This window comes from Salipiger mangrovisoli, from assembly GCF_015223355.1.
Taxonomy (GTDB): Bacteria; Pseudomonadota; Alphaproteobacteria; order Rhodobacterales; family Rhodobacteraceae; genus Salipiger; species Salipiger mangrovisoli.
In genome coordinates, this window is sequence record NZ_JADFFK010000002.1 from 1 (window position 1) to 23,497 (window position 23,497).

Annotated in this window: 23 protein-coding genes and 1 tRNA gene; 13 read left to right on the top strand and 11 right to left on the bottom strand. The window is 65.5% G+C overall.

What is annotated here, in order from left to right; translation table 11 throughout:
• Positions 1 to 665 precede the first annotated feature (665 nt).
• A tRNA-Leu gene (locus IQ782_RS03410) sits at positions 666 to 752 on the bottom strand.
• Between the two features lie 148 nt (positions 753 to 900).
• Between IQ782_RS03410 and IQ782_RS03415 the strand changes: the two genes are divergently transcribed.
• Both IQ782_RS03415 and IQ782_RS03420 read left to right on the top strand, forming a co-directional pair.
• Positions 901 to 1,884 carry a complex I NDUFA9 subunit family protein gene (locus tag IQ782_RS03415; RefSeq protein WP_194133225.1) on the top strand — a complete coding sequence of 328 codons (984 nt, stop codon included), beginning with the start codon at positions 901 to 903 and terminating at the stop codon, positions 1,882 to 1,884.
• Between the two features lie 67 nt (positions 1,885 to 1,951).
• The gene (locus tag IQ782_RS03420; RefSeq protein WP_194133226.1) at positions 1,952 to 2,398 is read left to right on the top strand and encodes a GFA family protein; all 447 of its coding nucleotides are present in this window, start codon (positions 1,952 to 1,954) and stop codon (positions 2,396 to 2,398) included.
• A gap of 96 nt (positions 2,399 to 2,494) precedes the next feature.
• Here IQ782_RS03420 and gyrB read toward each other — a convergent pair whose 3' ends face one another.
• The 5 genes from gyrB to rpsT form a co-directional block, all read right to left on the bottom strand.
• Positions 2,495 to 4,912, bottom strand: coding sequence for a DNA topoisomerase (ATP-hydrolyzing) subunit B (gene gyrB / locus IQ782_RS03425; RefSeq protein ID WP_194133227.1), 2,418 nt, complete (start codon positions 4,910 to 4,912; stop codon positions 2,495 to 2,497).
• A 79-nt stretch (positions 4,913 to 4,991) separates the two neighbouring features.
• Positions 4,992 to 6,098, bottom strand: a complete 1,107-nt coding sequence (gene recF / locus IQ782_RS03430) for a DNA replication/repair protein RecF (protein ID WP_194133228.1) — start codon at positions 6,096 to 6,098, stop codon at positions 4,992 to 4,994.
• A 135-nt stretch (positions 6,099 to 6,233) separates the two neighbouring features.
• A complete protein-coding gene (gene dnaN, locus IQ782_RS03435) occupies positions 6,234 to 7,352 on the bottom strand; it encodes a DNA polymerase III subunit beta (RefSeq protein ID WP_194133229.1) in 1,119 nt (372 codons plus the stop codon).
• Between the two features lie 178 nt (positions 7,353 to 7,530).
• On the bottom strand, positions 7,531 to 8,934 hold the full coding sequence (dnaA, locus tag IQ782_RS03440) for a chromosomal replication initiator protein DnaA (RefSeq protein WP_194133230.1): 1,404 nt from the start codon (positions 8,932 to 8,934) through the stop codon (positions 7,531 to 7,533).
• Positions 8,935 to 9,477: 543 nt separating this feature from the next.
• Positions 9,478 to 9,741, bottom strand: a complete 264-nt coding sequence (gene rpsT, locus IQ782_RS03445; RefSeq protein ID WP_194133231.1) for a 30S ribosomal protein S20 — start codon at positions 9,739 to 9,741, stop codon at positions 9,478 to 9,480.
• A gap of 277 nt (positions 9,742 to 10,018) precedes the next feature.
• Here rpsT and IQ782_RS03450 point away from each other — a divergent pair, with 277 nt between their 5' ends.
• Positions 10,019 to 10,201, top strand: coding sequence for a hypothetical protein (locus IQ782_RS03450; RefSeq protein WP_194133232.1), 183 nt, complete (start codon positions 10,019 to 10,021; stop codon positions 10,199 to 10,201).
• Between the two features lie 60 nt (positions 10,202 to 10,261).
• Here IQ782_RS03450 and IQ782_RS03455 read toward each other — a convergent pair whose 3' ends face one another.
• Both IQ782_RS03455 and mutM read right to left on the bottom strand, forming a co-directional pair.
• The gene (locus IQ782_RS03455) at positions 10,262 to 11,038 is read right to left on the bottom strand and encodes an enoyl-CoA hydratase (protein ID WP_194133233.1); all 777 of its coding nucleotides are present in this window, start codon (positions 11,036 to 11,038) and stop codon (positions 10,262 to 10,264) included.
• Positions 11,039 to 11,102: 64 nt separating this feature from the next.
• Positions 11,103 to 11,954, bottom strand: a complete 852-nt coding sequence (mutM, locus tag IQ782_RS03460; RefSeq protein WP_194133234.1) for a bifunctional DNA-formamidopyrimidine glycosylase/DNA-(apurinic or apyrimidinic site) lyase — start codon at positions 11,952 to 11,954, stop codon at positions 11,103 to 11,105.
• Between the two features lie 81 nt (positions 11,955 to 12,035).
• On the opposite strand from mutM, the gene ubiE reads away from it, so the two are divergent.
• Complete coding sequence (ubiE, locus tag IQ782_RS03465; protein WP_194133235.1) at positions 12,036 to 12,788, top strand: bifunctional demethylmenaquinone methyltransferase/2-methoxy-6-polyprenyl-1,4-benzoquinol methylase UbiE; 753 nt, start codon at positions 12,036 to 12,038, stop codon at positions 12,786 to 12,788.
• Position 12,789: 1 nt separating this feature from the next.
• Complete coding sequence (ubiB, locus tag IQ782_RS03470) at positions 12,790 to 14,322, top strand: 2-polyprenylphenol 6-hydroxylase (RefSeq protein WP_194133236.1); 1,533 nt, start codon at positions 12,790 to 12,792, stop codon at positions 14,320 to 14,322.
• A gap of 26 nt (positions 14,323 to 14,348) precedes the next feature.
• On the opposite strand, the gene IQ782_RS03475 is transcribed toward ubiB, so the two are convergent.
• Entirely contained in the window at positions 14,349 to 15,017 is a 669-nt protein-coding gene (locus IQ782_RS03475) for a flagellar hook capping FlgD N-terminal domain-containing protein (RefSeq protein WP_194133237.1), read from the bottom strand.
• Between the two features lie 27 nt (positions 15,018 to 15,044).
• Positions 15,045 to 15,926, bottom strand: coding sequence for a flagellar hook-length control protein FliK (locus IQ782_RS03480; protein ID WP_194133238.1), 882 nt, complete (start codon positions 15,924 to 15,926; stop codon positions 15,045 to 15,047).
• A gap of 1,445 nt (positions 15,927 to 17,371) precedes the next feature.
• Between IQ782_RS03480 and IQ782_RS03485 the strand changes: the two genes are divergently transcribed.
• From IQ782_RS03485 to IQ782_RS03510, 6 genes are all read left to right on the top strand, one after another.
• Positions 17,372 to 17,602 carry a flagellar biosynthesis protein FlgJ gene (locus IQ782_RS03485; RefSeq protein WP_240989075.1) on the top strand — a complete coding sequence of 77 codons (231 nt, stop codon included), beginning with the start codon at positions 17,372 to 17,374 and terminating at the stop codon, positions 17,600 to 17,602.
• A 32-nt stretch (positions 17,603 to 17,634) separates the two neighbouring features.
• On the top strand, positions 17,635 to 17,961 hold the full coding sequence (locus IQ782_RS03490; protein WP_194133239.1) for a hypothetical protein: 327 nt from the start codon (positions 17,635 to 17,637) through the stop codon (positions 17,959 to 17,961).
• 212 nt (positions 17,962 to 18,173) lie between these two features.
• Positions 18,174 to 19,484, top strand: coding sequence for a flagellin (locus IQ782_RS03495; RefSeq protein ID WP_194133240.1), 1,311 nt, complete (start codon positions 18,174 to 18,176; stop codon positions 19,482 to 19,484).
• A 68-nt stretch (positions 19,485 to 19,552) separates the two neighbouring features.
• On the top strand, positions 19,553 to 20,005 hold the full coding sequence (gene flaF, locus IQ782_RS03500; RefSeq protein ID WP_338092539.1) for a flagellar biosynthesis regulator FlaF: 453 nt from the start codon (positions 19,553 to 19,555) through the stop codon (positions 20,003 to 20,005).
• Complete coding sequence (flbT, locus tag IQ782_RS03505; protein WP_194133241.1) at positions 20,002 to 20,406, top strand: flagellar biosynthesis repressor FlbT; 405 nt, start codon at positions 20,002 to 20,004, stop codon at positions 20,404 to 20,406. The genes flaF and flbT overlap by 4 nt, the downstream gene beginning before the upstream one ends.
• On the top strand, positions 20,403 to 21,212 hold the full coding sequence (locus tag IQ782_RS03510; protein WP_194133242.1) for a DUF1217 domain-containing protein: 810 nt from the start codon (positions 20,403 to 20,405) through the stop codon (positions 21,210 to 21,212). Before flbT ends, IQ782_RS03510 begins: the two co-directional genes overlap by 4 nt.
• A gap of 14 nt (positions 21,213 to 21,226) precedes the next feature.
• Here the strand turns inward: IQ782_RS03510 and IQ782_RS03515 are convergent, their stop codons facing one another.
• Positions 21,227 to 22,591, bottom strand: a complete 1,365-nt coding sequence (locus IQ782_RS03515; RefSeq protein ID WP_194133243.1) for a FliI/YscN family ATPase — start codon at positions 22,589 to 22,591, stop codon at positions 21,227 to 21,229.
• Between the two features lie 98 nt (positions 22,592 to 22,689).
• On the opposite strand from IQ782_RS03515, the gene IQ782_RS03520 reads away from it, so the two are divergent.
• Both IQ782_RS03520 and flgC read left to right on the top strand, forming a co-directional pair.
• Positions 22,690 to 23,082 carry a FlgB family protein gene (locus tag IQ782_RS03520; protein ID WP_194133244.1) on the top strand — a complete coding sequence of 131 codons (393 nt, stop codon included), beginning with the start codon at positions 22,690 to 22,692 and terminating at the stop codon, positions 23,080 to 23,082.
• A gap of 15 nt (positions 23,083 to 23,097) precedes the next feature.
• Positions 23,098 to 23,490: a flagellar basal body rod protein FlgC gene (flgC, locus tag IQ782_RS03525; protein WP_194133245.1), complete on the top strand. Its 393-nt coding sequence runs from the start codon at positions 23,098 to 23,100 to the stop codon at positions 23,488 to 23,490.
• The last annotated feature ends 7 nt before the right edge of the window (positions 23,491 to 23,497 follow it).

The window sequence follows — 23,497 nt, forward strand, 5'->3', positions numbered from 1 at the left end:
CAAAACCAGACCAGTGCGCCCTAACTTCCGGCGCGCCCGCCTGCCCGTCTCTCGAAGTCTGTTCCGCCTCGTCTGCGCCGGCCCCGCGTTTCCGCTCGCCGCCGCCCCGTCTGGCGTCCCGTCGTGCGCCTCAGCGCCGCCGGTGAGGGGCTATTTACGTACTCCTCGTAGGACCCGCAACCCCTTTTTTCAGATTTCGTCATAAAAAATGCATGGAGGCTGGGATTCGCCTAAAAACACGCCCAGACGCGCCGCGCTTGGCGCCCAGCCCCACACCGATGGTCAACGCGGGGCTCTATCGGCGCGGGGCAGCCTTATCCGGGGCGGCGCACAACTCTGATGTCCCTGCGCTCTCACGCCGAACCCCGTTCACCTGGGAACCAGGAGGCTCTCTATATGTAACGCTTGATCCCAGGCCATGCTTGGCGGCGCGCGGCGGAACACGCGCGGCGCTGTAAATGGCTCCCTCCCCGTCGCACGGCCAAGACCGGAGAGCCACCGCTGCGTCCACTTGCGCCGGCAGCTCCGATCGAAGCCTTCGCTCCGGGCCGGTCGGACGGCAGCGCACAACCGGGGCAAAGAGGAGGCCGCGCGCGGCAAGGTCAATCCTGGAGGGCGAAAAAACCAAAACCCCCGTGAAATCGTAAGATTTCACGGGGTTTTTATGGTGCCCAGGAGAGGACTCGAACCTCCACGACCGTTAAGTCACTGGTACCTGAAACCAGCGCGTCTACCAATTCCGCCACCTGGGCACAGGTGGTGAGGGGGCGTTTAAATATGTCCGCAGGGAGTGTCAACGCAGATTTTTCATTTTGTGCGACTTACCCTACGGAGCCTCCTTGCCCGGTGTCGGACGGGTGGGTATTCAAGGTCTCAGAACCTCGGAGCAGGAGTAGCCAGATGAGCAAGCTCGTCACCATTTACGGCGGATCCGGATTTGTCGGTCGCTATGTCGCCCGCCGCATGGCCAAGCTCGGCTGGCGCGTCCGTGTCGCCGTCCGCCACCCCAACGAAGCGCTGTTCGTGAAGCCCTACGGCTCGGTCGGCCAGGTCGAGCCGGTGTTCTGCAACATCCGCGACGATTCTTCCGTGCGCAGCGTGATGCAGGGCGCCGACGCGGTGATGAATTGCGTCGGGACCTTCGACGCCCGCGGCAAGAACAGTTTCGACGCGGTGCAGGTCGAAGGCGCCGAGCGCATCGCGCGGATCGCAGCGGAACAGGGCGTCGGCACGCTGGTGCACGTTTCGGCCATCGGGGCCGACAAGGAAAGTTCCAGCGGCTATGCCCGCAGCAAGGCGCTTGGCGAAGAGGCGGTGCTTGCCGCCTTCCCCCGCGCGATGATCCTGCGCCCCTCGGTGATCTTCGGGATGGAGGACCAGTTCTTCAACCGTTTTGCCGCGATGTCACGCATGGGTCCGGTGCTGGCGCTGGTCGGGGCCGACAGGAACTTCCAGCCGGTCTATGTCGACAACGTTGCAGAGGCGGCCGAGAAGGGCCTTGCCGGGTCGGCGGCGCCCGGAGTCTACGAGCTGGGCGGGCCCGAGGTGAAAAGCTTCCGCGCTTTCATCGAGGAGATGCTGACCGTCATTCGCCGGCGCAAGATGCTGGTGAACCTGCCCTATGGCCTCGCCTCGGTGATCGGTCGCCTGTCGGAATTCGCGCAGCGGATCACCGGCGGGCTGTTCACCGCACCGATCACCCGCGATCAGGTGGTGATGCTGCGGCGTGACAACGTGGTGAGCGACGGTGCCAAGGGCCTTTCCGATCTCGGCATCAGCCCGGTGGCCCCGGAAGCGGTGATGCCGGACTACCTGTGGCGATTCCGCCCCGGCGGTCAGTACGACGCCATCAAGGAATCGGCCGCGAACCTGCGGACCGAGTGAAATCAGGAAAGCCGGCCGCAGCGCCGGCTTTTTTCTTGTCCGACCCACCGTCTATCGAGGAGCCAGCATGACCGACCTTCCCCAGATTGGCAGTTGCCGCTGCGGCGCGGTGCAGATCGAGGTCAGCAAGCCTCCGATGATGACCGCGGCCTGCCATTGCCGAGGCTGCCAGAAGATGAGCGCCAGCGCCTTCTCCCTCACCATGATGGTACCGCCTGACGGGCTGCGGGTCCTTGCCGGCGAGCCCGTGAAGGGCGGCATCAGGGGGCCGCAGCTTGACCACTACCTGTGCCCCGACTGCGGCAGCTGGATGTTCACCCGGATCACCGGGGTCGAGGCCTTCGTGAACGTGCGGCCGGTGATGTTCGACGTGCCCGCGTGGAGCCATCCCTTCATCGAGACGATGACAAGCGAGAAACTGGACTGGGCGCAGACCCCGGCAGCCCACAGCTACGAGGGATTCCCCCTCGAAGAGGACTTCCCCATGCTGCTCGAGGGATTCGCGCGGCGGTAACGCCACAACCGACGGATCGGGCCGGGCGATTCCCTCGAAACGACAAACGGCGCGCAGTCTCCTGCGCGCCGCTCCCGTCTCCACTCGCCCGGAGACTCAGAAGTCGAGGTTTTCCACGCTCAGGGCGTTCTGCTGGATGAACTCGCGGCGCGGCTCCACCACATCGCCCATCAGCTTGGTGAACAGATCGTCTGCCTCGGCCATATCGTCGATCTTGACCTGCAGCAGGGTGCGCGCATCGGGATCCAGCGTGGTTTCCCAGAGCTGGCCGGGGTTCATCTCGCCCAGTCCCTTGTAGCGCTGAAGCGAGAGTCCCTTCTCTCCCTCTTCGAGAATCGCCTTCAGCAGATCGATCGGCCCGTAGACGGCCTGGCGGCGATCCTTGCGCTCCAGCACCGCCGGCGCGCTGTAAACCGCCTGAAGCGCCTGGGTGAAGCTGCCGGTGCGGCGTGCCTCGCCCGAGCGCAGCATCGCGCCATCCAGCGTGCGCACCTCTTCGACACCGCGCAGGATTCGCGCCAGGCGAATGCCGCGATCCTGGGTGATCCGGCCCTGCCAGCCCTTCTCGTATTCGAGCGCGATCAAGTCGAGCCGCTGCGCCACCTTGTCGGCCACGCCCTGCAGATCCGATTCCACCGCACCCGGCACGAAGCCGCCGGCAATCGCCGTCTGCTCGAGGATGTGGCGGGGGTAATGCGTCGGGAAGGCATCGATCACGCGCTTGAGCTGGCGCGCCTCGTCGATCACCCGCACGAGGTCCTGCCCGGCGATCACCTCGCCATTGGCGAGCTTGAGGCTTGCCCCGTCAATCCCCTGGTTGATCAGGTACTCGTCGAGCGCGTTCTGGTCCTTCACGTAGACTTCGGACTTGCCGCGGGTCACCTTATAAAGGGGCGGCTGCGCGATATAGAGGTAGCCGCCCTCGATCAGCTCCGGCATCTGCCGGTAGAAGAAGGTCAGCAGCAGCGTCCGGATGTGCGCACCGTCGACGTCGGCGTCGGTCATCAGGATGATCTTGTGGTAGCGCAGCTTGCTGATGTTGAACTCGTCGCGGCCGATGCCGGTGCCGAGCGCCATCACCAGGTTGCCGATCTCCTGGCTGCCGAGCATCCGGTCGAAGCGCGCGCGCTCGACGTTGAGGATCTTGCCCTTCAGCGGCAGGATCGCCTGGGTGCCCCGGTCCCGCCCGGTCTGCGCCGAACCACCTGCCGAGTCACCCTCGACGATGAAAAGTTCGGTCTTGGACGGATCCTTCTCGGAGCAGTCCTTGAGCTTGCCGGCCAGATAGTTCACGTCCATCGCGGTCTTGCGGCGGGTGAGCTCGCGCGCCTTGCGCGCGGCCTCGCGGGCCAGCGCCGCCTCGACGATCTTGCCGACGATCTGCTTGGCCTCGTTGGGGTTCTCCTCGAACCAATCCGCAAGCCGCTCGTTCATCAGGCTCTCGACCGCCGGGCGCACCTCGGACGACACCAGCTTGTCCTTGGTCTGCGAGCTGAACTTCGGGTCCGGCACCTTGACCGAGAGCACGCAGGTCAGCCCCTCGCGCGCGTCGTCGCCGGTGAACGAGACCTTCTCCTTCTTCGCGATGCCCGAGGCCTGCGCGTAGTTGTTGATCGTGCGCGTCAGCGCGCCGCGGAAGCCCGCCACATGGGTGCCGCCGTCGCGCTGGGGGATGTTGTTGGTGAAGGGCAGCACGTTCTCGTGGTAGCTGTCGTTCCACCACATGGCGATCTCGACGCCGATGCCGTCCTTCTCGCCGGTCATGTAGATCGGGTCGGACATCACCGGCTGCTTGGAGCGGTCGAGATACTTCACGAATTCCTTCACGCCGCCATCATAGTGCAGCTCGGTCTTCAGCGGCTCGGCCGGGCGCTCGTCCTCGAGGATGATGCGCACACCCGAGTTCAGGAAGGCCAGCTCGCGCAGGCGCTTTTCCAGCGTCTCGAAGCTGTACTCGAGGTTGCTGAAGGTGCCCGTGGAGGCCAGGAAGCGCACCTCGGTGCCCTGCTCGCCCTCGGCATCGCCGACGACACGCAGGTGCTCGACGGTGTCGCCATGCTCGAAGCGCGCGTAGTGCTCCTTGCCGTTCCGCCAGATGCGCAGTTCCAGCCAGACCGACAGCGCGTTCACCACCGAGACGCCCACGCCGTGCAGACCGCCCGAGACCTTGTAGGAGTTCTGGTCGAATTTCCCGCCCGCATGCAGCTGGGTCATGATGACCTCGGCCGCCGAGACGCCCTCTTCGGCGTGCAGGTCAACCGGAATGCCGCGACCGTTGTCGCGCACCGACACCGAGTTGTCGGCATGGATCTTCACCCGGACGAAGTCCGCGTGGCCCGCCAGAGCCTCATCGATGCCGTTGTCCACGACCTCATAGACCATGTGGTGCAGGCCCGAGCCGTCATCCGTGTCCCCGATATACATGCCGGGGCGTTTGCGGACCGCCTCCAAGCCTTTGAGAACTTTGATGGAATCCGCGCCGTATTCCTGCTGTGCGCTTGCCGGTTCGGCCATGCCGCGATCCTTCATGATTTTTGTTGGTTTTATACGGTGTTCAGGCAGGATTGTCACGCCGCTGACACAAGATTTGGTGTCAAAGGCCGCGGTTTTCAACCAAAGATTGCCCGTCCCGCTCGGTCACTTCCAGATACTGCGCCCGCGCGCCAAACTCGCTGAAAAGCTCCGGCCCGGTGCCGGTCATCCAGGCCTGCGCCCCCAGCGCGCAGATCTCGTCGTAGAGCGCCGCGCGGCGGGTCGCGTCGAGATGCGCCGCCACCTCGTCGAGCAGCAGGATCGGCGCCGCGCCGGTCTCCTGCGCCAGGGCACGGGCATTGCTCAGGATCAGCGAGATCAGCAGCGCCTTCTGCTCGCCGGTCGAGCAGTCCTCGGCGGGCACGCCCTTGGCCGCAAAGGTGCCGCGCAGATCGGCGCGGTGCGGGCCAACAAGCGTGCGCCCGGCCGCCAGGTCGCGCGACCGGCTAACCTCGAGCGCGGCACGCAGCCCTGCGGTGCTTTCGGGCGTGGCGGTCTCGGCATCCACCAGCTCAAGCTCGGCGGCCGGGAACTGCGTCTCCGCCCCGGCCTGCGCCTCGGCCAGCCGTACCAGCGTGGCACGGCGGTTGGCCTGCAGAGCCGCCCCGGTTTCGGCCATCTGCCCCTCCAGCGCCGCGTACCAGAACCCGTCCCGCACCTGGTCTCGCAACAGCCGGTTTCGCTCGCGCATGGCCTTCTCGTAGCCGAGGCTCAGATCGGCATGGTCGGGAAAGAAGCTCAAAGTCATCCGGTCGAGGAACCGCCGCCGCCCCTCCGGCCCCTCGATCCACAGCCGGTCCATCGCCGGAACCAGCCAGAGCACCCGCGCGAGCCGCCCCAGCGCCACCTGCGGCGCGGCCTTGCCATCGATCTGCACCTGACGGGCGGCACCGGCCTCGGAGCGGAAAGCGATCTCGTGCAGGGTGCCGCCGGTCTGCAGCAGCCCCTCGATCTTCCACCCCAGCGCCTCGGGACGGCGCACCATCTCCTGCGCCGACGCCCGCCGCATCCCGCGCCCCGGCGAGAACAGCGAGACCGCCTCGAGGATATTGGTCTTGCCCGCACCATTGGGCCCGTAGAGCGCGACGGGCCGCGCATCCACCTCGACCGAGGCGTCCCGGTGCGAGCGGAAGTGCGACAGGGTGAGGCGGGTGAGATGCAGGGACATGGGATCAGCTGTGTCGCAGGGCGGCAGGCGTCGCAAGGGCGTATTTGGGGAACAATGAAGGGCAGAAGCCGCGCCCCTGCCCTTCATTGTTCCTCAAGTACGCATGGCGCGACCGCGAGGTCGGCGCGGCGCGCGTCAGACCCGCATCGGCATGACGACGTAGACCGCCGAGGTGTCGGTGCCTTCGCGCATCAGGGTCGGATCGCCCGAGGAGTTGAACATGAAGACGGCGTTCTCGCGGTCGACCTGGCTGGCGATCTCCAGCAGGTATTTCGCGTTGAAGCCGATCTCCAGCGGCTCGTCGCCATAGGCCACGGCCAGCTCCTCCTCGGCGGCGCCGCTGTCGGGCGCGTTGACCGAGAGCACCAGCCGGTCTTCGTCGAGCTGCAGCTTCACCGCGCGCGAGCGCTCGGAGGAGACGGTCGCCACGCGGTCCACAGCCTTGGCGAACTCGCCCGCGTCGACCTCGAGCCGGCGGGTGTTGTTCATCGGGATGACCCGCGAATAGTCCGGGAAGGTGCCGTCGATGACCTTGGAGGTCAGCGAAATATCGGGGGTGGCGAAACGCACCTTGGTCTCGGAGACCGAGACGGCGATGTCCATGTCGTCCTCGTCGAGCAGCTTGCGCAGCTCGCCCACGGTCTTGCGCGGCACGATCACGCCGGGCATCGCCTCGGCGCCGGCGGGCAGCGGCGCGTCGATGCGGGCAAGGCGGTGACCGTCGGTGGCGACGCAGCGCAGCACCTGGCCCTCCTCGCTTTCGGCGACATGCATGTAGACGCCGTTGAGGTAGTAGCGGGTTTCTTCGGTCGAGATGGCGAACTTCGACTTGTCGAAGAGCCGGCGCAGCACCTCGGCCTTGGCGGTGAAATTCGACGAGTATTCCGACGAGGCCATGACCGGGAAGTCTTCCTTCGGCAGCGTCGCGAGGCTGAAGTTCGAGCGGCCCGCGGTCACCGTCAGCCGACCGGCGGAGGCATCCGCGGTCAGCAACACCAATGCGCCGTCGGGCAGCTTGCGGACGATCTCGTGCAGGGTCACCGCGGAAACGGTGGTGGCGCCGGCCTGCTCGACGACAGCGGGGGCGCGGTCGAGCACCTCGATGTCGAGATCGGTGGCGCGGAAGCTGGCGGTATTGCCCTCGGCCTCGATCAGCACGTTGGCCAGGATCGGGATGGTGTTCCGGCGTTCGACCACCGATTGTGCCTGGCTGACTGCCTTGAGAAGAGTCGCCCGTTCTATGCTGACTTTCATCGCCCTGTTCCTCGGTTGGCCGAAGGGGCAGCTTGGCGGATCTGCGAAGCTACTCCAAAGTGTTTTGCAGATTGATCCGATGGATTGCCTGCATCGTCAAGGCCGCGGGGCCGCCCGAGGGCAGCCCCGTTCCCAGATGTGGTCATGCGGTCTCAGACCCAGTCCTCAGACCCAGCCCTCAGGCCTCGAGCGCGCGGCGCAGCAGTTCGATGTCATCGGCGATCTGGCTGTCCTGCATGCGCAGTTCCTCGATCCGCTTCACCCCGTGCATGACCGTGGTGTGGTCGCGTCCGCCAAACCGGCGGCCGATCTCGGGCAGCGAGCGCGCGGTCAGCTGCTTGCACAGGTACATGGCCACCTGCCGCGGGCGCGCGAAGTTGCGCACGCGCTTGGGACCGATGAGGTCGCTCAAGCGGATGTTGTAGTGGTCCGCCACCTTTCGCTGGATCTCCTCGATCGAGATCTTGCGGTCCGAGGCGCGCAGCACGTCGGCGAGGCAGTCCTGGGTCAGCTCCATGGTGATCGGCTGACCGACCAGCGAGGCGAAGGCGAAAAGCCGCGTCAGAGCGCCTTCGAGCACGCGCACGTTGGTCGAGATGCGGTGCGCAAGGAACTCGAGGATGCCGTTGTCGAGCTGCAGCGAGGGATATTGCTTGCGGTAGGTGTCGACCTTGGACTGGAGGATGCCGAGGCGCAGCTCGTAATCCGTCGGGTGCAGGTCGACCACAAGGCCGGACTGCAGGCGCGAGCGGATGCGGTTCTCGAGATCCTTTATCTCGTCCGGCGCGCGGTCGGCCGAGATGACGATCTGCTTGTTCTGGTCGACCAGCGCGTTGAAGGTGTGGAAGAACTCTTCCTGCGTCGAGTCCTTGCCGGCGATGAACTGCACGTCATCGACCATCAGCACGTCGACCGAGCGGAACAGTTCCTTGAAGTCCATCATGCGACGCTCGCGCAGAGCCTGCACGAAGCGGTACATGAACTGTTCCGCCGAAAGGTACAGCACGTTCAGATCGGGGCGGCGGTTGCGCAGCTCCCAGGTGATCGCGTGCATCAGGTGCGTCTTGCCGAGGCCCACACCGCCGTAAAGGAACAGCGGGTTGAAGGTCACGGTTTCAGCCTCGGCCACGCGGCGCGCGGCGGCATGGGCCAGTTCGTTCGGCTTGCCGACGATGAAATTGTCGAAGGTAAACCGCGCATCGAGCGGCGCGCTCGGCAGCAGATCCGCCCCCGCCGCCTGGCCGTTTGCCGCCTGCGCAGGGCTCGGCTGTGCAGCGGCCTGCTCCGGCTGCGCTGCCATCGGGCGCGGGCTCGGACGACCCGCCGCCGGGCGCGGCGCGTTGCTGACGCGGAACTGCAGGCGGCGCACCTGCGAGTCCAGCGTGGAGATCTGCGACAGCAGCAGGTCCCCGAAGTTCTGCGACACATAGGTGCCGATAAAATTCGTCGGTGCCAGGAAAACCGCAACCCCGTCGGCTTCCAGACCTTTGTACTCGAGGGGCTTGATCCAGGTACGGTAGTTGTTTTCCCCGATCGTGCCGCTCAGCCTGTCTTGCAGCGCGCCCCATTGTTCCTGCGTCATTTATCCCCGCTCCGTCTCTTCACCGGTTCTTCTCTGTCCCTCAGGGCCACACACACAAAAGGGCCCAAATTGAAGCCACCGCAGGGAAGCAAAATACGGCCCCATGCCAATTGGCATGGGTCAGGCAGAGGATTCTCTGTCCCAGTGAATTGGCACGCATAAGGTATCTCCGGGACTCCCAGCATCCCGAAGCGACCCCGCAAGGTGCACTCTTCACCCATTTTACAAATGGACTGGCAGGATGAAATCACCCCGTTTTCGGCGTCCTGTGATCAGACGACCGAAGCGACAGGAACATTTCCACAGTACCCGTGGTGATGTCCCCGATTGCCTGTCCCCCCAGCGATGTGACTCGCTCGATGAAATTACTCCTGTTCCGAGAAGGGCAGCAACCGAACTTCAAACTTGACTCAATGGAATCCGAAAAAAGAATCTCCGCCTTCAAAATATGGTGTGAGTCATGAAAAAAGGCACCACCGATGGCGATGCCTTTTCGATCACACACTTTTTAGGTGTGTCATTTCAGCCGTACACTTGACGTGATTAGGCGAGCGACTTCACGCGCGAGGAAAGGCGCGACATTTTGCGCGATGCGGTGTTTTTGTGGAAGACACCTTTGGTCACGCCGCGCATCAGTTCGGGCTGAGCTGCGACGAGGGCTGCGGTGGCTGCTTCCTTGTCGCCCGACGCGATCGCTTCCTCGACCTTGCGGAGGTAGGTGCGGATGCGCGAACGGCGTGCCTTGTTGACGGCGTAGCGCTTCTCGTTCTGACGGGCGCGCTTCTTGGACTGGGGCGAATTTGCCATGATGATCGGTCCTATCTGTCTGTGGACTTGCCTGGTGCCGACAAGGCCTGGGTCTGAATTTCGGACGTGCAATATCCACCAGACCCGGATCTGTCGTCGCCGGACCGATTCTTGCCTGAGCGGGCATCACACGCATGTAGGGGCGGCGCATAGCCCATTTTCCGCCGGTTGCAAAGGGGCTCACGGCAAAACTTGGGGATTGGGGTGGGAATCGGCTACCCTGTCCTCCCCGCGGCACTGGCCGCGGCCCGCTTCTGACTGAAAGGAGGAATCAGCCATGAACGCGATTCAGATCAACCAGACCGCCCAGGCGCTCTACCGGGCCCATGGTGGCAAGGCCGAGGCCGAGGCGGCCGCCAAGGTTCGAGAGAACGAGCAGAGGGGCGCGACCCAGGAAGCCGAGAACTGGCGCGCGATCCAGGCCGCCATCCGTCAGGCCCGCGGCCCGCTGCAATCCTGACCGGCACGAAAAGGGCCTGCCCCCGCGGGGACAGGCCCGAATGGCGCCATAGGGTCCAGTTCAGCGGTCGCGGAACTGCGGCGTCCGCTTCTCGAGGAAGGCCGACATGCCCTCCTTCTGGTCCTCTGTGGCGAAGAGCGAGTGGAACAGGCGCCGCTCGAAGAGCAGCCCCTCGTCCAGCGTTGTCTCGAAGGCGCGGTTCACCGCCTGCTTGGCAGCGATCGAGGCCAGCATCGATTTCTCGGCGATCTTCGCCGCGGCGCTCTGCGCTTCGTCCATCAGCTGCTTGACCGGCACGACGCGGCTTACCAGCCCCGAGCGCTCGGCTTCCTCGGCATCCATGAACCGCCCCGTCAGGTGCATGTCCATGGCCTTGGCCTTGCCCACGTAGCGCGGCAGGCGCTGGGTGCCGCCGATCCCGGCGATGACACCAAGGTTGATCTCGGGCTGGCCGAACTTCGCGGTCTCCGATGCGATGATGAAGTCGCACATCATCGCCAGTTCGCAGCCGCCACCCAGAGCGTAGCCACTCACCGCAGCGATCACCGGCTTGCGCACCTTGGCGACCGCCTCGGTCGCCGGCTCGAAGAAGTCGCCGAGGAACATCTCGACAAAGGTCTTTTCCGACATCTCCTTGATGTCGGCCCCCGCGGCAAAGGCCTTGGCCGAGCCCGTGAGGATGATGCAGCGCACTTTCTCGTTGGCATCCGCCTCGGTCAGCGCCTGCGCAAGCTCGCCAAGCAGTTGGCTGTTCAGCGCATTCAGGGCATCCGGGCGGTTCAGGGTAATAGTGGCAACATCGTCCTCTACGTCGACGATAATCGTCTCATAGGCCATGTCTTCGGGCTCCCGTCCGTTGGCATTGTCGCGCAGCCTTACCAACTTGACCCTCGCAATCAAGTTATCTTTGGCAGCTCGGGCAGTAGAAGGAAGAGCGCCCGGATTGTACGAGTCTGTGAACGATGTTGGCGCAACCATCGCTCCGGCAGGGTTGCCCCTCACGCCCGTAGACATCGAAGCTGTGTTGAAAATATCCAAGTTCTCCATCGGCTTGACGGAAATCCTTGAGCGAGGAACCGCCCGCCGCGATGGCATCCGTCAGCACCTGCCGGATGATCGGCACGAGCGCGGCGATGCGCTTTTCCGAGATTTGGTTGACGCGGCGTGATGGCCGGATGCCGGCGCGGAACAGCGCTTCGCAGACGTAGATATTCCCCAATCCCGCAACAATCTTCTGATCCAGAAGCGCCGTCTTGATCGGCATCGTCCGCCCCTTCAGCGCCGCAACCAGGTGGGATTCGCTGAATTCATTGCCCAGGGGTTCCGGCCCGATCGCCGAAAGCAGCGGATGCGCCTCGGCGGTGGCGGTTGCCAGCAGGTCCATTGCCCCGAACCGGCGTGGGTCATTGAAGGTGATCCGCGCGCCGTTCGCCATCTCGAAAACCACGTGATCGTGCTTCTCGGGAGCCGGGTGCTCATGCACGAAGCGTCCCAGGGGGTCGCCAGAGACCAGCATGCGCCCCGACATACCCAGGTGGATCAGGAGCGTCTCCCCGGTGTCGAGATCCGCGAGAATGTACTTGGACCGCCGCCGCAGCCGCAGCACCCGCGCGCCGGTCAGCCGCTCCGCCATGCGTTCGGGAAAGGGCCAGCGCAGATCGGGCCGGTTCACCTGCGCCTTGGCGATCACCTGGTTTTCCATCACCGGGGCAAGCCCCGTACGGACAGTTTCCACCTCGGGAAGTTCGGGCATCACGGATCCTTTCCACTTGGCCGCATTGCAGCGCGGCGCGCGGGCTCTATAAGGAGTGTCGGACACAGGACGGCAAGGCCCATGACCAAAGAGACCGGAAAAACCACCCACTTCGGGTTCACCGACATCCCTGAGGAAGAGAAGGCCGGCCGCGTGCGCGGCGTCTTCGGCTCGGTCGCGTCGAAATACGACGTGATGAACGACGCCATGTCCTTCGGCATCCACCGCATCTGGAAGGACGCGATGATGGACTGGCTGGCACCGCGCCGCGGGCAGAAGCTGCTCGACGTGGCGGGCGGCACCGGCGACATCTCCTTCCGCTTCCTCAAGCGCGCGGGCCACGGCCACGCCACGGTCTGCGACCTGACGGAACCGATGCTGGTCGAAGGCCGCAAGCGCGCCGAGGCAGGTGCCATGGCCGATCAGCTCGACTGGGTGGTCGGAGACGCGATGGCCCTGCCCTTCGCCGACAACACCTTCGACGTCTACACGATTTCCTTCGGCATCCGGAACGTGACCCGCCCGCAGGAGGCCCTCAACGAGGCTTATCGCGTGCTCAAACCCGGCGGACGGCTGATGGTGCTCGAATTCAGCCAGATCCCCAACGATCTGATGCAGAAGGTCTACGACATGTATTCCTTCAACCTGATCCCGCGCATGGGACAGGTCATCGCGGGCGATCGCGACAGCTACCAGTACCTGGTGGAATCGATCCGCAAGTTCCCCGACCAGGAGACCTTCCTCGGGATGGTGCGCGCGGCGGGCTTCGGGAACGCCAAGTACCGCAACCTGAGCATGGGGATCGCCTGCCTGCATTCGGGCTGGAAGATCTGACATGAAAGGTCCGCACAACATCTGGCGGCTGGTTCGCACCGGCGCCACCTTCGAGCGCACGGGCGCCATGCGCGTGGTACTCGACGCGGTGGATGCTCCGCCGACCCTGCGCGCCGCGGCGCGGATCCTCGCCTGGCCGTTCAAGTGGCTCGGCTACGAGGGCGATCTGTCGATGCCGCCGGTGACCCGCGCGCTCACCGCGCTTGGCCCGGCCTACATCAAGTTCGGCCAGGTGCTGTCGACCCGCCCGGACGTCGTGGGCGAGGAACTGGCCAACCAGCTGCGCGTGCTGCAGGACAAGCTGCCGCCCTTTGCCATCGAGGCCGCCAAGACCCAGATCGAATCCGAGCTCGGGGTGAAGGTCGACGAGGTGTTTTCCGAGTTCAGCCCGCCCGTCGCCGCAGCCTCCATCGCGCAGGTGCACAAGGCGCGGCTTGCCGAAACCGGCGAAACCGTCGCGGTGAAGGTGCTGCGGCCGGGAATCGAGCGCGCCTTCCGCAAGGACATCGATGCCTTCTGGCTGGCCGCCGACGCGATCAACCTGCTCTCGCCCGCCTCGCGCCGCCTGCGTCCCCGCGACGTCATCGCGCATTTCGAGGGCGTGGTGAACGGCGAGCTGGACCTGCGGCTCGAAAGCGCCTCGGCCAGCGAGTTCGCGGCCAATACGGTCGATGACGAAGGCTTCCAGCTGCCCGAGGTGATCTGGGGCCTGTCCGGGCGCCGGGTGATGACGATGAGCTGGGCAGAGGGCGTGCCGCTCGGCGACAACGAGGCGATCGACGCCGCCGGCCACGACCGCGTCGCGCTGAGCGAGCGGGTCCTGCAACTCTTTCTCAACCATGCGCTGCGCGACGGTTTCTTCCATGCGGACATGCACCAGGGCAATCTGAAGGTGGCGCCCAACGGCGACATCATCGCCTATGATTTCGGCATCATGGGTCATATCGACGAGTACACCCGCCGGGTTTACGCCGAGATTCTCTACGGCTTCATCCGCCGCGACTACCGCCGCGTCGCCGAGGTGCATTTCGAGGCGGGCTACGTGCCCGCCGACCGGGACGTCGATGAATTCGCCCGTGCGCTGCGCGCGGTCGGCGAGCCGATCTTCGGCATGGATTCGACGCGCATCTCCATGGGGCGCCTGCTGAACTATCTGTTCGAGGTGACCGAACGCTTCGGCATGCAGACCCGCACCGAGCTGATCCTGCTGCAACGCACAATGGTCGTGGTCGAAGGTGTCGCCCGCTCACTCAATCCTCACATGAATATATGGAGCGTTGCTCGACCTGTGGTTGAGCAATACATCAAGACTTCGATCGGTCCGCGCGCTGCACTGCGTGACTTTGCCAAGACTGCTCGGGTGATGGCGCGTTTTGGCCCGCGCCTGCCCGCGCTCGTCGAAGAGGCGCTGATCCGGCAGACCCAGGGACTCGCCGAGGAGATGGAGGCGAAGTGGACACGGCGTCTTGGCTGGGGTCTGGGCGGGCTGATTTCCGGGGCGGGGCTGACCCTGATCCTCCTGTCGATCTTCTGAAGCTGACCGCGTCCTGCCCCGTTCGGTCATCCGTCCGGCCGGCGCAGGACCGACACGGCCGAAGCGGCCAGCTGGCCACCGCCGTTCAGCGTCAGCACGAAGTCCTCTCCGCTACGGCTCACCTCGTCGATTCGCATGAAAGACCGCGCTTCGCGCGTTTCCGTCACGCTCCCCTCGCGGGAAATCTCGACCTGTGCGTCGTAAATGCCGTCGGGCAGCACCGTGCCCGACATGTCGGTGCCCTCCCAGATATAGCTCTCGCTCCCCGCGGCGAGGCTGATCCGGTTGCGCAGCACCCCGTCGGCGTCGCGCAACACGAGCACCGCGCTCTCCCCGTCCTCCGCTGGGTCGAAGGCAAGCTCGACCGCCTGACCGTCGAAAAACGCCGCGCCCGGCGTGAGGGTTTCCAGCCCGATCCAGGAGGCCATCCGCTCGAATCCCCCCCCATTCGCCATCGCCACGAGATCGGACAGCAATGCGTTCGTCATGACCTGCTGTTCCACGGCGGAGAAACTGGCAAGCTGTGACGCGTATTCCGTCGCATCGACAGGATTGAAAGGATCCTGGTTTTGCGCTTGCGTTGTCAGCATCTTCAGGAACGTTTCGAAATCGCTCGACTGCAGGGGCGCCGTGTCCGCGCTGGTTTCCGCCGCCGCCGAGCCGGTGAGCCCGGTCGTAACCGTTGAAACATCCATTCCATCCTCCTGTCGTGGCGGGTTGTCCTAAAGCCTGAGATCCAGTCCTTGCGACGACCCGGGCCGCGGCAGCGGCCGTTCCGCTTCGGCATGGGCCGGACGCGCAGCCGCGGTGCTGTCCGGCGCCCCAGCACGCGGCACCGAGGTGAAGGGCCTGCTGCGCCGTTCGCCGGAAAAGCTGAAACTGCCCCCCTGCAAGCCCGCGTCCGCGAGATGCCGCGCCAGTTGGTCCACGTGGCGACGCATCATCTCCAGGGTTTCGGGCCGCTCTGCGCTCACGTGCAGAACGACCCCCTGGTCCGAAAGCTGGATATGAAATCGCACCCGGCCCAGTTCTTCTGGTTCGAGCCGCAGATCGACTTGCCCCCCGTCCGCCGCGATGATCGCTTCTGCGACCTGGCGGATCGGTGAAAGCTGCGCCATGCGCGGAGGCACCGGCGAGTCTTTCTGAGGAGCGAGGTCCATGCGCGTGTTTGTCAAATGCACGTCGCCACGCGTCTCGGTGAACACCCGGTCCTCGTCGCGCGGCGCGCTGGCAGCGCGCTGTCCGGTGTCGACGTCGCCAACGACGGACGCCGTGCGCGGTGCGAAACTTCCGGCGACGGTCGCCCTCGGATTTGCCTCCTGTGCCGAAGCCTTCCGGGCGATTAGCTCCGGCACAGCGCCATCACGCACAGGGGTTTCACGCACGGGGATTTCACTCGCAGGGGCTGCCTGCACGAAGCTTTCATGAATGGCAGCGTCCTGACGAGCAGCCGTCCCGGGTAACGCTGCCTGCCCCCTTGTGTCCTCCACGTTCGGCCCGGACGCCGCGGATGCGATCCGAGCCCTGCGTGCTGACGCATGGGCCGCGATCGCGCCATTGTCCCGCTGCCCGACCTCTTTCCGGGAGGTATCGAACTCCTGCAACTGGCCGCGCCGCGCGGGCACGGATGGCTTTGAGGTCGAGATCTCTCGCCAAGGCGATGTTGCCGGCTCGACGGTTTGAGAGGCAGTCTCCACCGAGGGTGCCACCGGGAGGTCCCGCGGCCGATCCGCCGAAACGTCTGAAAGACCGCTGGTCCGAGGCACCGGTTGCGTTGCTCCGGTGACCTGCGGCATTGGCGGTCCAGCCCTTTGCGCGAACCAAGCGGCTGCGCTGCGCTCGAGAACACCACCGGGCCGAGCCGCCTCACCGGAACCCCATTCCATCCGGTCCACAGGTTTCGCGTCAGACGGCGGCAATTCCGGATTTGCCCGGGGTGCCGTTGCGGCGGCCGCCCCCTCGGCAGGGGGAAACGCGCGTGGGGAAATCGCGCCCTGCGCGACAAGCCTCCCCTCACCCGCTCCTGCAGGAAGCCCTGCGTCCTGCAGGGGGGGGCTTGATTGTGTCGCGTCGGCCCGCGCTTGTTGCCCGGTCGCGGCGATCTCTGCGCCGTTCCGCGACGTTGCCAAGGCACTTGGCTGCGCGGCGGGCTCGTCCTGTCGAAAGTTGGCAGACGCGTTCCTGGAGGGCGGACGCGGCACGATCTGCTCTCGGGGGGGCCAAGACGCACGACGTTTGGGGGCTCGAAGCATCGCATCCTCGGTGCCGTCGCCTTGAAGACCGGTCTTCGACGCGTGACCAACTGTCATCTCCTCGCCCGGTAAGGATGAGCGGTCCCCCGCAGGAACCGCGGCCCCGGCGCTGCTCGGACCCCGTCCCGCACCCTCGGCTGCGCCCGGCTCAGGCGGCGCGCTGCGGCCACCCTGCCCGGCCCTTGGCACCGGATCGGAGACCGGGGCAACGTCGACACCCCTACCTTCCAGATGCATCGGGCGCTCATGCGCCGCATCCGCACCTGCCTGTGCCTGTGGTGCCTGCGTTTGATGTATCGCGACGCGTGTCCGATCATCCTCGGGCACCGGCTGACCAAGGATCGGACCGGGAGGCACGACACCATCTGCGGGTGCCTCAGACCTCCCGTCCAGGATCGCATCTTGCGCCGTCGTCTCCGCCGGTTGCCCCCCCTCGCTACACGGTTCGGTATCGGATGCGGCAGCGGCCTCGGTGCCAGGACTCGGTTGATCCGGGGCCACGGGACAAAGCTCACCCGCGAGGTCGGACTCCGCCAACTTCTGAAAGATATGAAGGAAATCCCCCTTGACCGGATAGCCCACCACGACATCCCCCCCGCCGGGAGAGACCGCACCCACCGGGCGAGGCAGTTTTATCCCGCCTCCGGACAAGGGGCTTTCCATCGGAACTGGGCACATTCTGTCGACCCCGCTTCTGATACCGCCGCCAGGTTAGGCCCTCAGGTGCTAAGAATACCTTTACCCCTGTCATTTTAGACATCCCGGCAGACCGCTGTCCGATTCCAGAGGAGACCCTCATGCCCCTTCAGACCGCCCAGACTGTCGCCACGCAGTACAGCTTGATGAATCGCTTGTTCCTGTCGCAGATGCTGCAGTTCTCCGGCGCCTTCGCGACGCGGGGCACATTCGGGGGCAGCACCGGCGAAGACCAATTTGCCTCATTCCTGCGCGAGGAATACGCAGCGCGCCTGGCGGAGCGGGTGCAAATTCTGCCCGAAGCGGCGTTCCGCGCGCAAACCGGGGGATGAGCCGGCCACCCACCGCGGGGAAATCGGCACACATGGCGCTGTTGCACCTTCTGGCGCTGGAACGGCGCGCGCTGCTCGCCGGGAATTTCGACGCGTTGCCAGAACTCGCGCTCAGGAAGCACGCCTGCCTCGGACCCTACGAGGCGCACCCCGAGCAATTGCGTCGTGCCCCCGCGTTGCTCGCGGCACTGCGCCACAACCAGCGACTGCTCGAACACGCGATGCAGGGACTTGCGGCGGTCGGGTCTCGCCTCGGGGATTGGCAGGCTCTGACACAACGGATGGACACCTACGGTCCGAACGGGCGGAAGACCGGCATCGGGCAGGGTCCGGTCGGCAAAATTCACCGCAAACTCTAGAAACAACACCGGCCAGCTGGCGGGATTCGAACCGCGACTTAGCCTTGGATTAAGGTCTTGCCCCCTAGGCTGACGCGGCATCCCGGAGTGGGTGGCGCAGGGGGACAGGGTCTCCGTCTGCTTCGTCAGAACGACGTCCGAAGAGGTTGCCCCATCACGGGGCTTCCGGTGACAGGAATGGCGCAAAGCGCCTTATTCAAGGACGAAAATCGATGTCTAGCATCCTGACGAACAATGGCGCGATGGTCGCGCTGCAAACCCTCAAGTCCATCAACATGAACCTGGCGAACACCCAGGGTGAAATCTCTACCGGCAAGAGCGTCGCCAGCGCCAAGGACAATGCGGCGGTCTGGGCCATCTCCAAGGTCATGGAAGCCGACGTGAAGGGCTTCAAGGGCATTTCCGACAGCCTCAACCTCGGCCAGTCCACCGTGGCTGTCGCGCGGCAGGCCGCCGAGACGGTGACCGAACTGCTGACCGACGTGAAGGGCAAGATCGTCGCCGCGCAGGAGGAAAACGTCGACCGCGTGAAGATCCAGGCAGATATCGACGCGCTGCGCGGTCAGATCGGCGCCGTGGTCAGCGCGGCGCAGTTCAACGGCCTGAACCTGCTGTCCAACGTCGATGAAACCGAGGGCTCGGGGAGCATCAACGTGCTGGCCTCGCTCGACCGGTCGGTTACCGGCGTGGCGGCCTCCGACATCAGCGTGACCAAGCAGGACCTCGGCACCGGCGCCGCTGCGGTCGCGGGCACGGTCGCCGCCACCGCGCTCACGGCCTCGGTCGACAGCGTGACGCTGAACGGCACGCAGACCGACACGATCGACATCGGCACCACCAACAGCGGCTTCACCGCCGGCACCGCCTACACGCTGAACGTCTTCGGCACCGATGCTGACAACTCGAAGTTCACCCAGACCGACTATCGCGAGACCACCGCAGCCGGCCCCAGCGCCACCGAAGTTTCGGCGCTGTCGATTGTCTATGTTGCGCGTGAGGGCGACACTGCCGCAGATGTTGCCAAGGGTTTGCAAGCCTCGTTCAAGAGCTTCATGGCAGCCAACGACCTCGATACCGATGTGGTCGACATCAGCGTCTCCGGTGACACGCTGACCTTCACCTCGGCGGTCACAGATGCCACCGACACGGTCGCAGTGACCATGTCCTCGGTCAATGCCTCCGCGGGCAACACCATTGGCGGCAAGCTCGAGCAGCTCAGCAATGTCGACGTGACGACGCAGTCCGGTGCGGACTCGGCGCTCGACCAGATCGAGGCCCTGATCCAGACCGCGATCGATTCCGCCTCGGCCTTCGGTTCGACCCAAGGCCGGATCGAAACGCAGACGGCCTTCATCTCGAGCCTGACCGATGCGCTGAGATCGGGCATCGGCACGCTGGTCGATGCGGATATGGAAGAGGCGTCGGCCCGGCTCCAGGCGCTTCAGGTGCAGCAACAGCTTGGCGTTCAAGCCCTGTCGATCGCCAACCAGGCACCGCAATCGCTCCTCTCGCTCTTCCGCTGACGTAGCCTTTCCGGGGCCGGCGCAACCGGCCCCGGAGATTCGCCAGAACGGACGGCACCGGATCAAGGATGAAGGGCCTCGTCATGAATGCACATCTCATGGCTCGCCGCGCCTATGCGCAGTCGAACACAAGCACGCGCACCGACCGCGCCATCGAATACGACCTGATCGCGCGCGTCACCCACCGCATCAAGAGCGCCGCCGAAGCCGGGCCGCGCAGCTATCCCGCGCTTGTCGCTGCCTTGCACGACAACCGCAAACTCTGGACCACGCTTGCGGTGGACGTGGCCGACCAAGGCAACAAGTTGCCCCAGGAGCTGCGCGCACAGATCTTCTACCTGTGCGAGTTCGTCCAGCATCACACCGCCAAGGTCTTGTCGCGAAAAGCCAAACTTGCGCCGCTCATCGAGGTGAACAGGGCCATTCTTGCCGGGCTGAACACCCGCCCGGTGCCGGCTGCCGGACCCTCAGCGCAGAGCGCTGCCCGGCCGGAAACCACATCCATGGTGCCCCTGCGATGACCGGGCTTGTTCTCAAGCTAAGCCCGCATGAGCGGCTGCTGATCAACGGGGCGGTGATCGAAAATGGCGACCGGCGCAGCAAGCTCTCGATCATGACGCCGGGCGCGAACATCCTCCGACTGAAGGACGCGATCCATCCGGACGAGGCCTGCACCCCCGTGCGCCGGCTGTGCTACGCGGTCCAGCTGGTGCTCACCGGCGATGCGCCCGCGCGCGAAACCAAGACCCAGCTTCTGCGCAACATCGAGGAGTTGAGCCGGATCCTCACCGATCCGGACAGCCGGGCGCTGCTCACCCGCGCCACGGAAGCGCTTCTCGAAGAGCAGTATTACCAATGCCTGAAATCGCTCCGAGCGCTCATCCCGCGCGAGGACCGGCTATTCGCAGCGGGGCGCGCATGAGCTTTCAACCCATCCTCATCGGCACCGGCCTTGTCGCCTGGCAGTTCTTGCAGAGCACCGCCGAAAGCCAACGCGCCAGCTTCGACAAGAGCCCGTCTCTGCTGCGCGACACCTCCTATTTTGCCGAAAAAATCGGCGAGGTCACCAGCGCCGAGGAGCTTGTCTCGGACCGTCGCCTGCTGCGCGTCGCGCTCGGAGCCTACGGGCTTCAGGATGACATCGACAGCAAGTATTTCGTCCAAAAGCTCCTCGAAGAGGGAACAACCGCGGCCGATGCGCTGGCAAACAAGCTTGCCGACGAGCGTTACAAGGCCTTCGCGCGGGGCTTCGGCTTTGACCGTGTCGGCGGCCCGCGCACCCAGCTCGACGGCTTTGCCGAAGAGATCATCGGCAAGTTCCGCGCCCAGCAGTTCGAGGTCGCCGTCGGCGAGCAGGACAATGCCCTTCGCCTTGCGCTGTCGCTGCGTCGAAGCCTGCCAGAGATTGCCTCGTCCGAAGTCGCCGATGATACCAAGTGGTTCCGGATCATGGGAAACCAGCCGCTGCGCACCGTCTTCGAGGGAGCGCTGGGGTTGCCGGACTCGCTCGGACAGCTCGATATCGACCAGCAGCTCGAAATCTTCCGCGACAAGGCGTCCGCACGGTTCGGTTCGGACGATCTGGCGGTGCTTGCCGAAGAGGAGACGTTGAACCGCATCGCGCAGACCTACTTGCTGCAGGAACAAGTCAAGGGCTTCAGCGCCGCGGGGACAGCGCAGATCGCACTGACGCTGTTGCAGAACCTGCCCCGCTGGGACGCGCTCTGATCCAGTCGCAAGCGCTACCCTGCCTGCCTGCCCCGCGTGCCGCGCGGGCCAGCTAGGCCAGCTCCGGACCGCCGCAGCAGCAGGGTCAGGCGCGCGAACGCCGCTTCCGGCCCCTGCGGCGCCGATTCCGCAAAAAATCCGTCCAACTCCGTCCAGATGCGAATCGCCTGATCCAGCACCGGATCCTCGCCATCGCGATAGAGCCCAGCGCGGATCATCGCCTCCGATCTCGCATAGGCTCCGAGCAGGTGCCGCACCTTCATCAGGATCTCGTTCTCTTCGGGGCTCGCCGCCTCGGGCAAGCTGCGCGACACCGACCGCAGGATGTCGATGGCCGGATAGCGCCCGCGCTCGGCGATCTCGCGGCTGAGCACCGTGTGGCCATCGAGCACACCGCGCAGGATATCGGCGATGGGCTCCTCCATGTCCGAGCCCGCCACAAGAACCGAAAAGACCGCCGTGATGTCACCGGTTCCCGCCAACCCCGGTCCGGCACGTTCGGCCAGCCGCATGATCTGATGCGCCGTCGAGGGGGGGAAGCCGCGAAGTGCCGGCAATTCCCCCGCGGCAATGGCCACCTCGCGGTATGCCTCGGCGAAGCGGGTGACGGAATCGGCGAGGAAGAGCACCTGGCGTCCCTGGTCGCGGAAATGCTCGGCCACGGTCATCGCCGCCATCGCGCAGCGCCGCCGCTCAAGGGGCGAACGGTCCGAGGTTGCCGCCACCACCACCGAGCGCGCCATGCCCTCCGGGCCCAGCACGTTGTGCACGAAGTCATGCAGCTCCCGCCCACGCTCGCCGACCAGCGCCAGCACAACGACCTCTGCCGACATGCCCCGGGCCAGGGCCGCCAGAAGTCGCGACTTTCCCACGCCGGAGCCTGCGAAGAGCCCGATCCTCTGGCCACGCACGATGGGCAGCACGGTGTCGAAGGCGGCAAGCCCGGTGGGCAGGCGTGCGCCCAGCCCGCGCCGCCGCGCCGCGGGCGGCGGGCTGCCCCGGATCGAGCGCAGCCGCGGACCGGGGCTGATCGGCGCACCGTCGAGCGGCAGCCCGTAGGGGTCGATCACCCGGCCGATCCAGCTATCCGAGGGGGCCAGCCCCGGTGCCCCGAGCACCGCCACGCGGTCGCCCTGCGACACGCCCTCCAGGCCATCGTCGGGCAGCATCGCGACCAGCTCCTCGCGGATGCGCAGCACCTCTCCCTCGAGCGGGCCGACATCGCGCATCAGCCGCAGCCGATCCCCGATCCGCGCCCTATGCGCCAGACCGCGCACCCAGATCACTGTCCCTTCGACCGAGCGCACCCGGCCCACCGCATGCACCGGCTGGACCGCCGCGATGCGCCGGCGCAGCGCGGCGATCTCAGTCTCTTCCATCGGGCAACTCCATCGGCAGGACCCTTCCGCAGGTTCAAACCTTTTCTAAACGAATCGCCGTTAAGCCTTGGTTGAAGCCAATCGAGGGAGAAGCCCCGATGTTCCAGACCCTGGACGTGTTTCGCACCGCCATTGCCATGGCCCGCCACGCGGGTGCCACGCAGGCGGCAAGCGCACAGAACATCGCCAATGCCGATACGCCGGACTACCGGGGGATCGACCTGCCGGCCTTTGCCGAAACCCTGCGCAATGCCCCCCTGCAGATGCGTGCCACGCGCCCCGCCCATCTGGGTGGCCAGCGCGACGGGTGGTCCGGCGGCGCCGATATCCACGACCTGACTGAGCGGCGGCGGGCAGAGGATCCCAATGGCAACACCGTGTCGCTGGAGGTCGAGATGCTGCAGGCGGTCGATGCGCAGCGCGCCCATGAGCGTGCGCTCGCCATCTATCGTTCCAACCTCACGCTGCTGCGCGCCAGCCTCGGCAACTGATCAGGGAGGTGAGAGATGAGTGCCTTTTCCAACGCGCTTTCAGTCACCGCGAGCGGCTTGCAGGCCCAGTCCATGCGGCTGCGGACACTTGCCGAGAATATCGCCAACGCCGACACGCCGGGCTACCGGCGCAAGACCATCCCCTTCGATGCCGAGCAGGCCGCCAGCTCGGAGATGACCCGCGTCGTGCCCGGCCGGGTCGCGCTCGACCGCAAGGACCTCGTGCAGATCTACGATCCCGGCCATCCGCTCGCCGACAGTACCGGCCATTACCTCGGCTCCAACGTCGATCTGCTGATCGAACTGGCCGACGCCCGCGAGGCGCAGCGCAGCTACGAGGCGAACCTCAAGATGTTCGAGCAGACGCGCCAGATGTCCTCGGCGCTGCTCGACCTGCTGCGCAGGTGACCTGCGC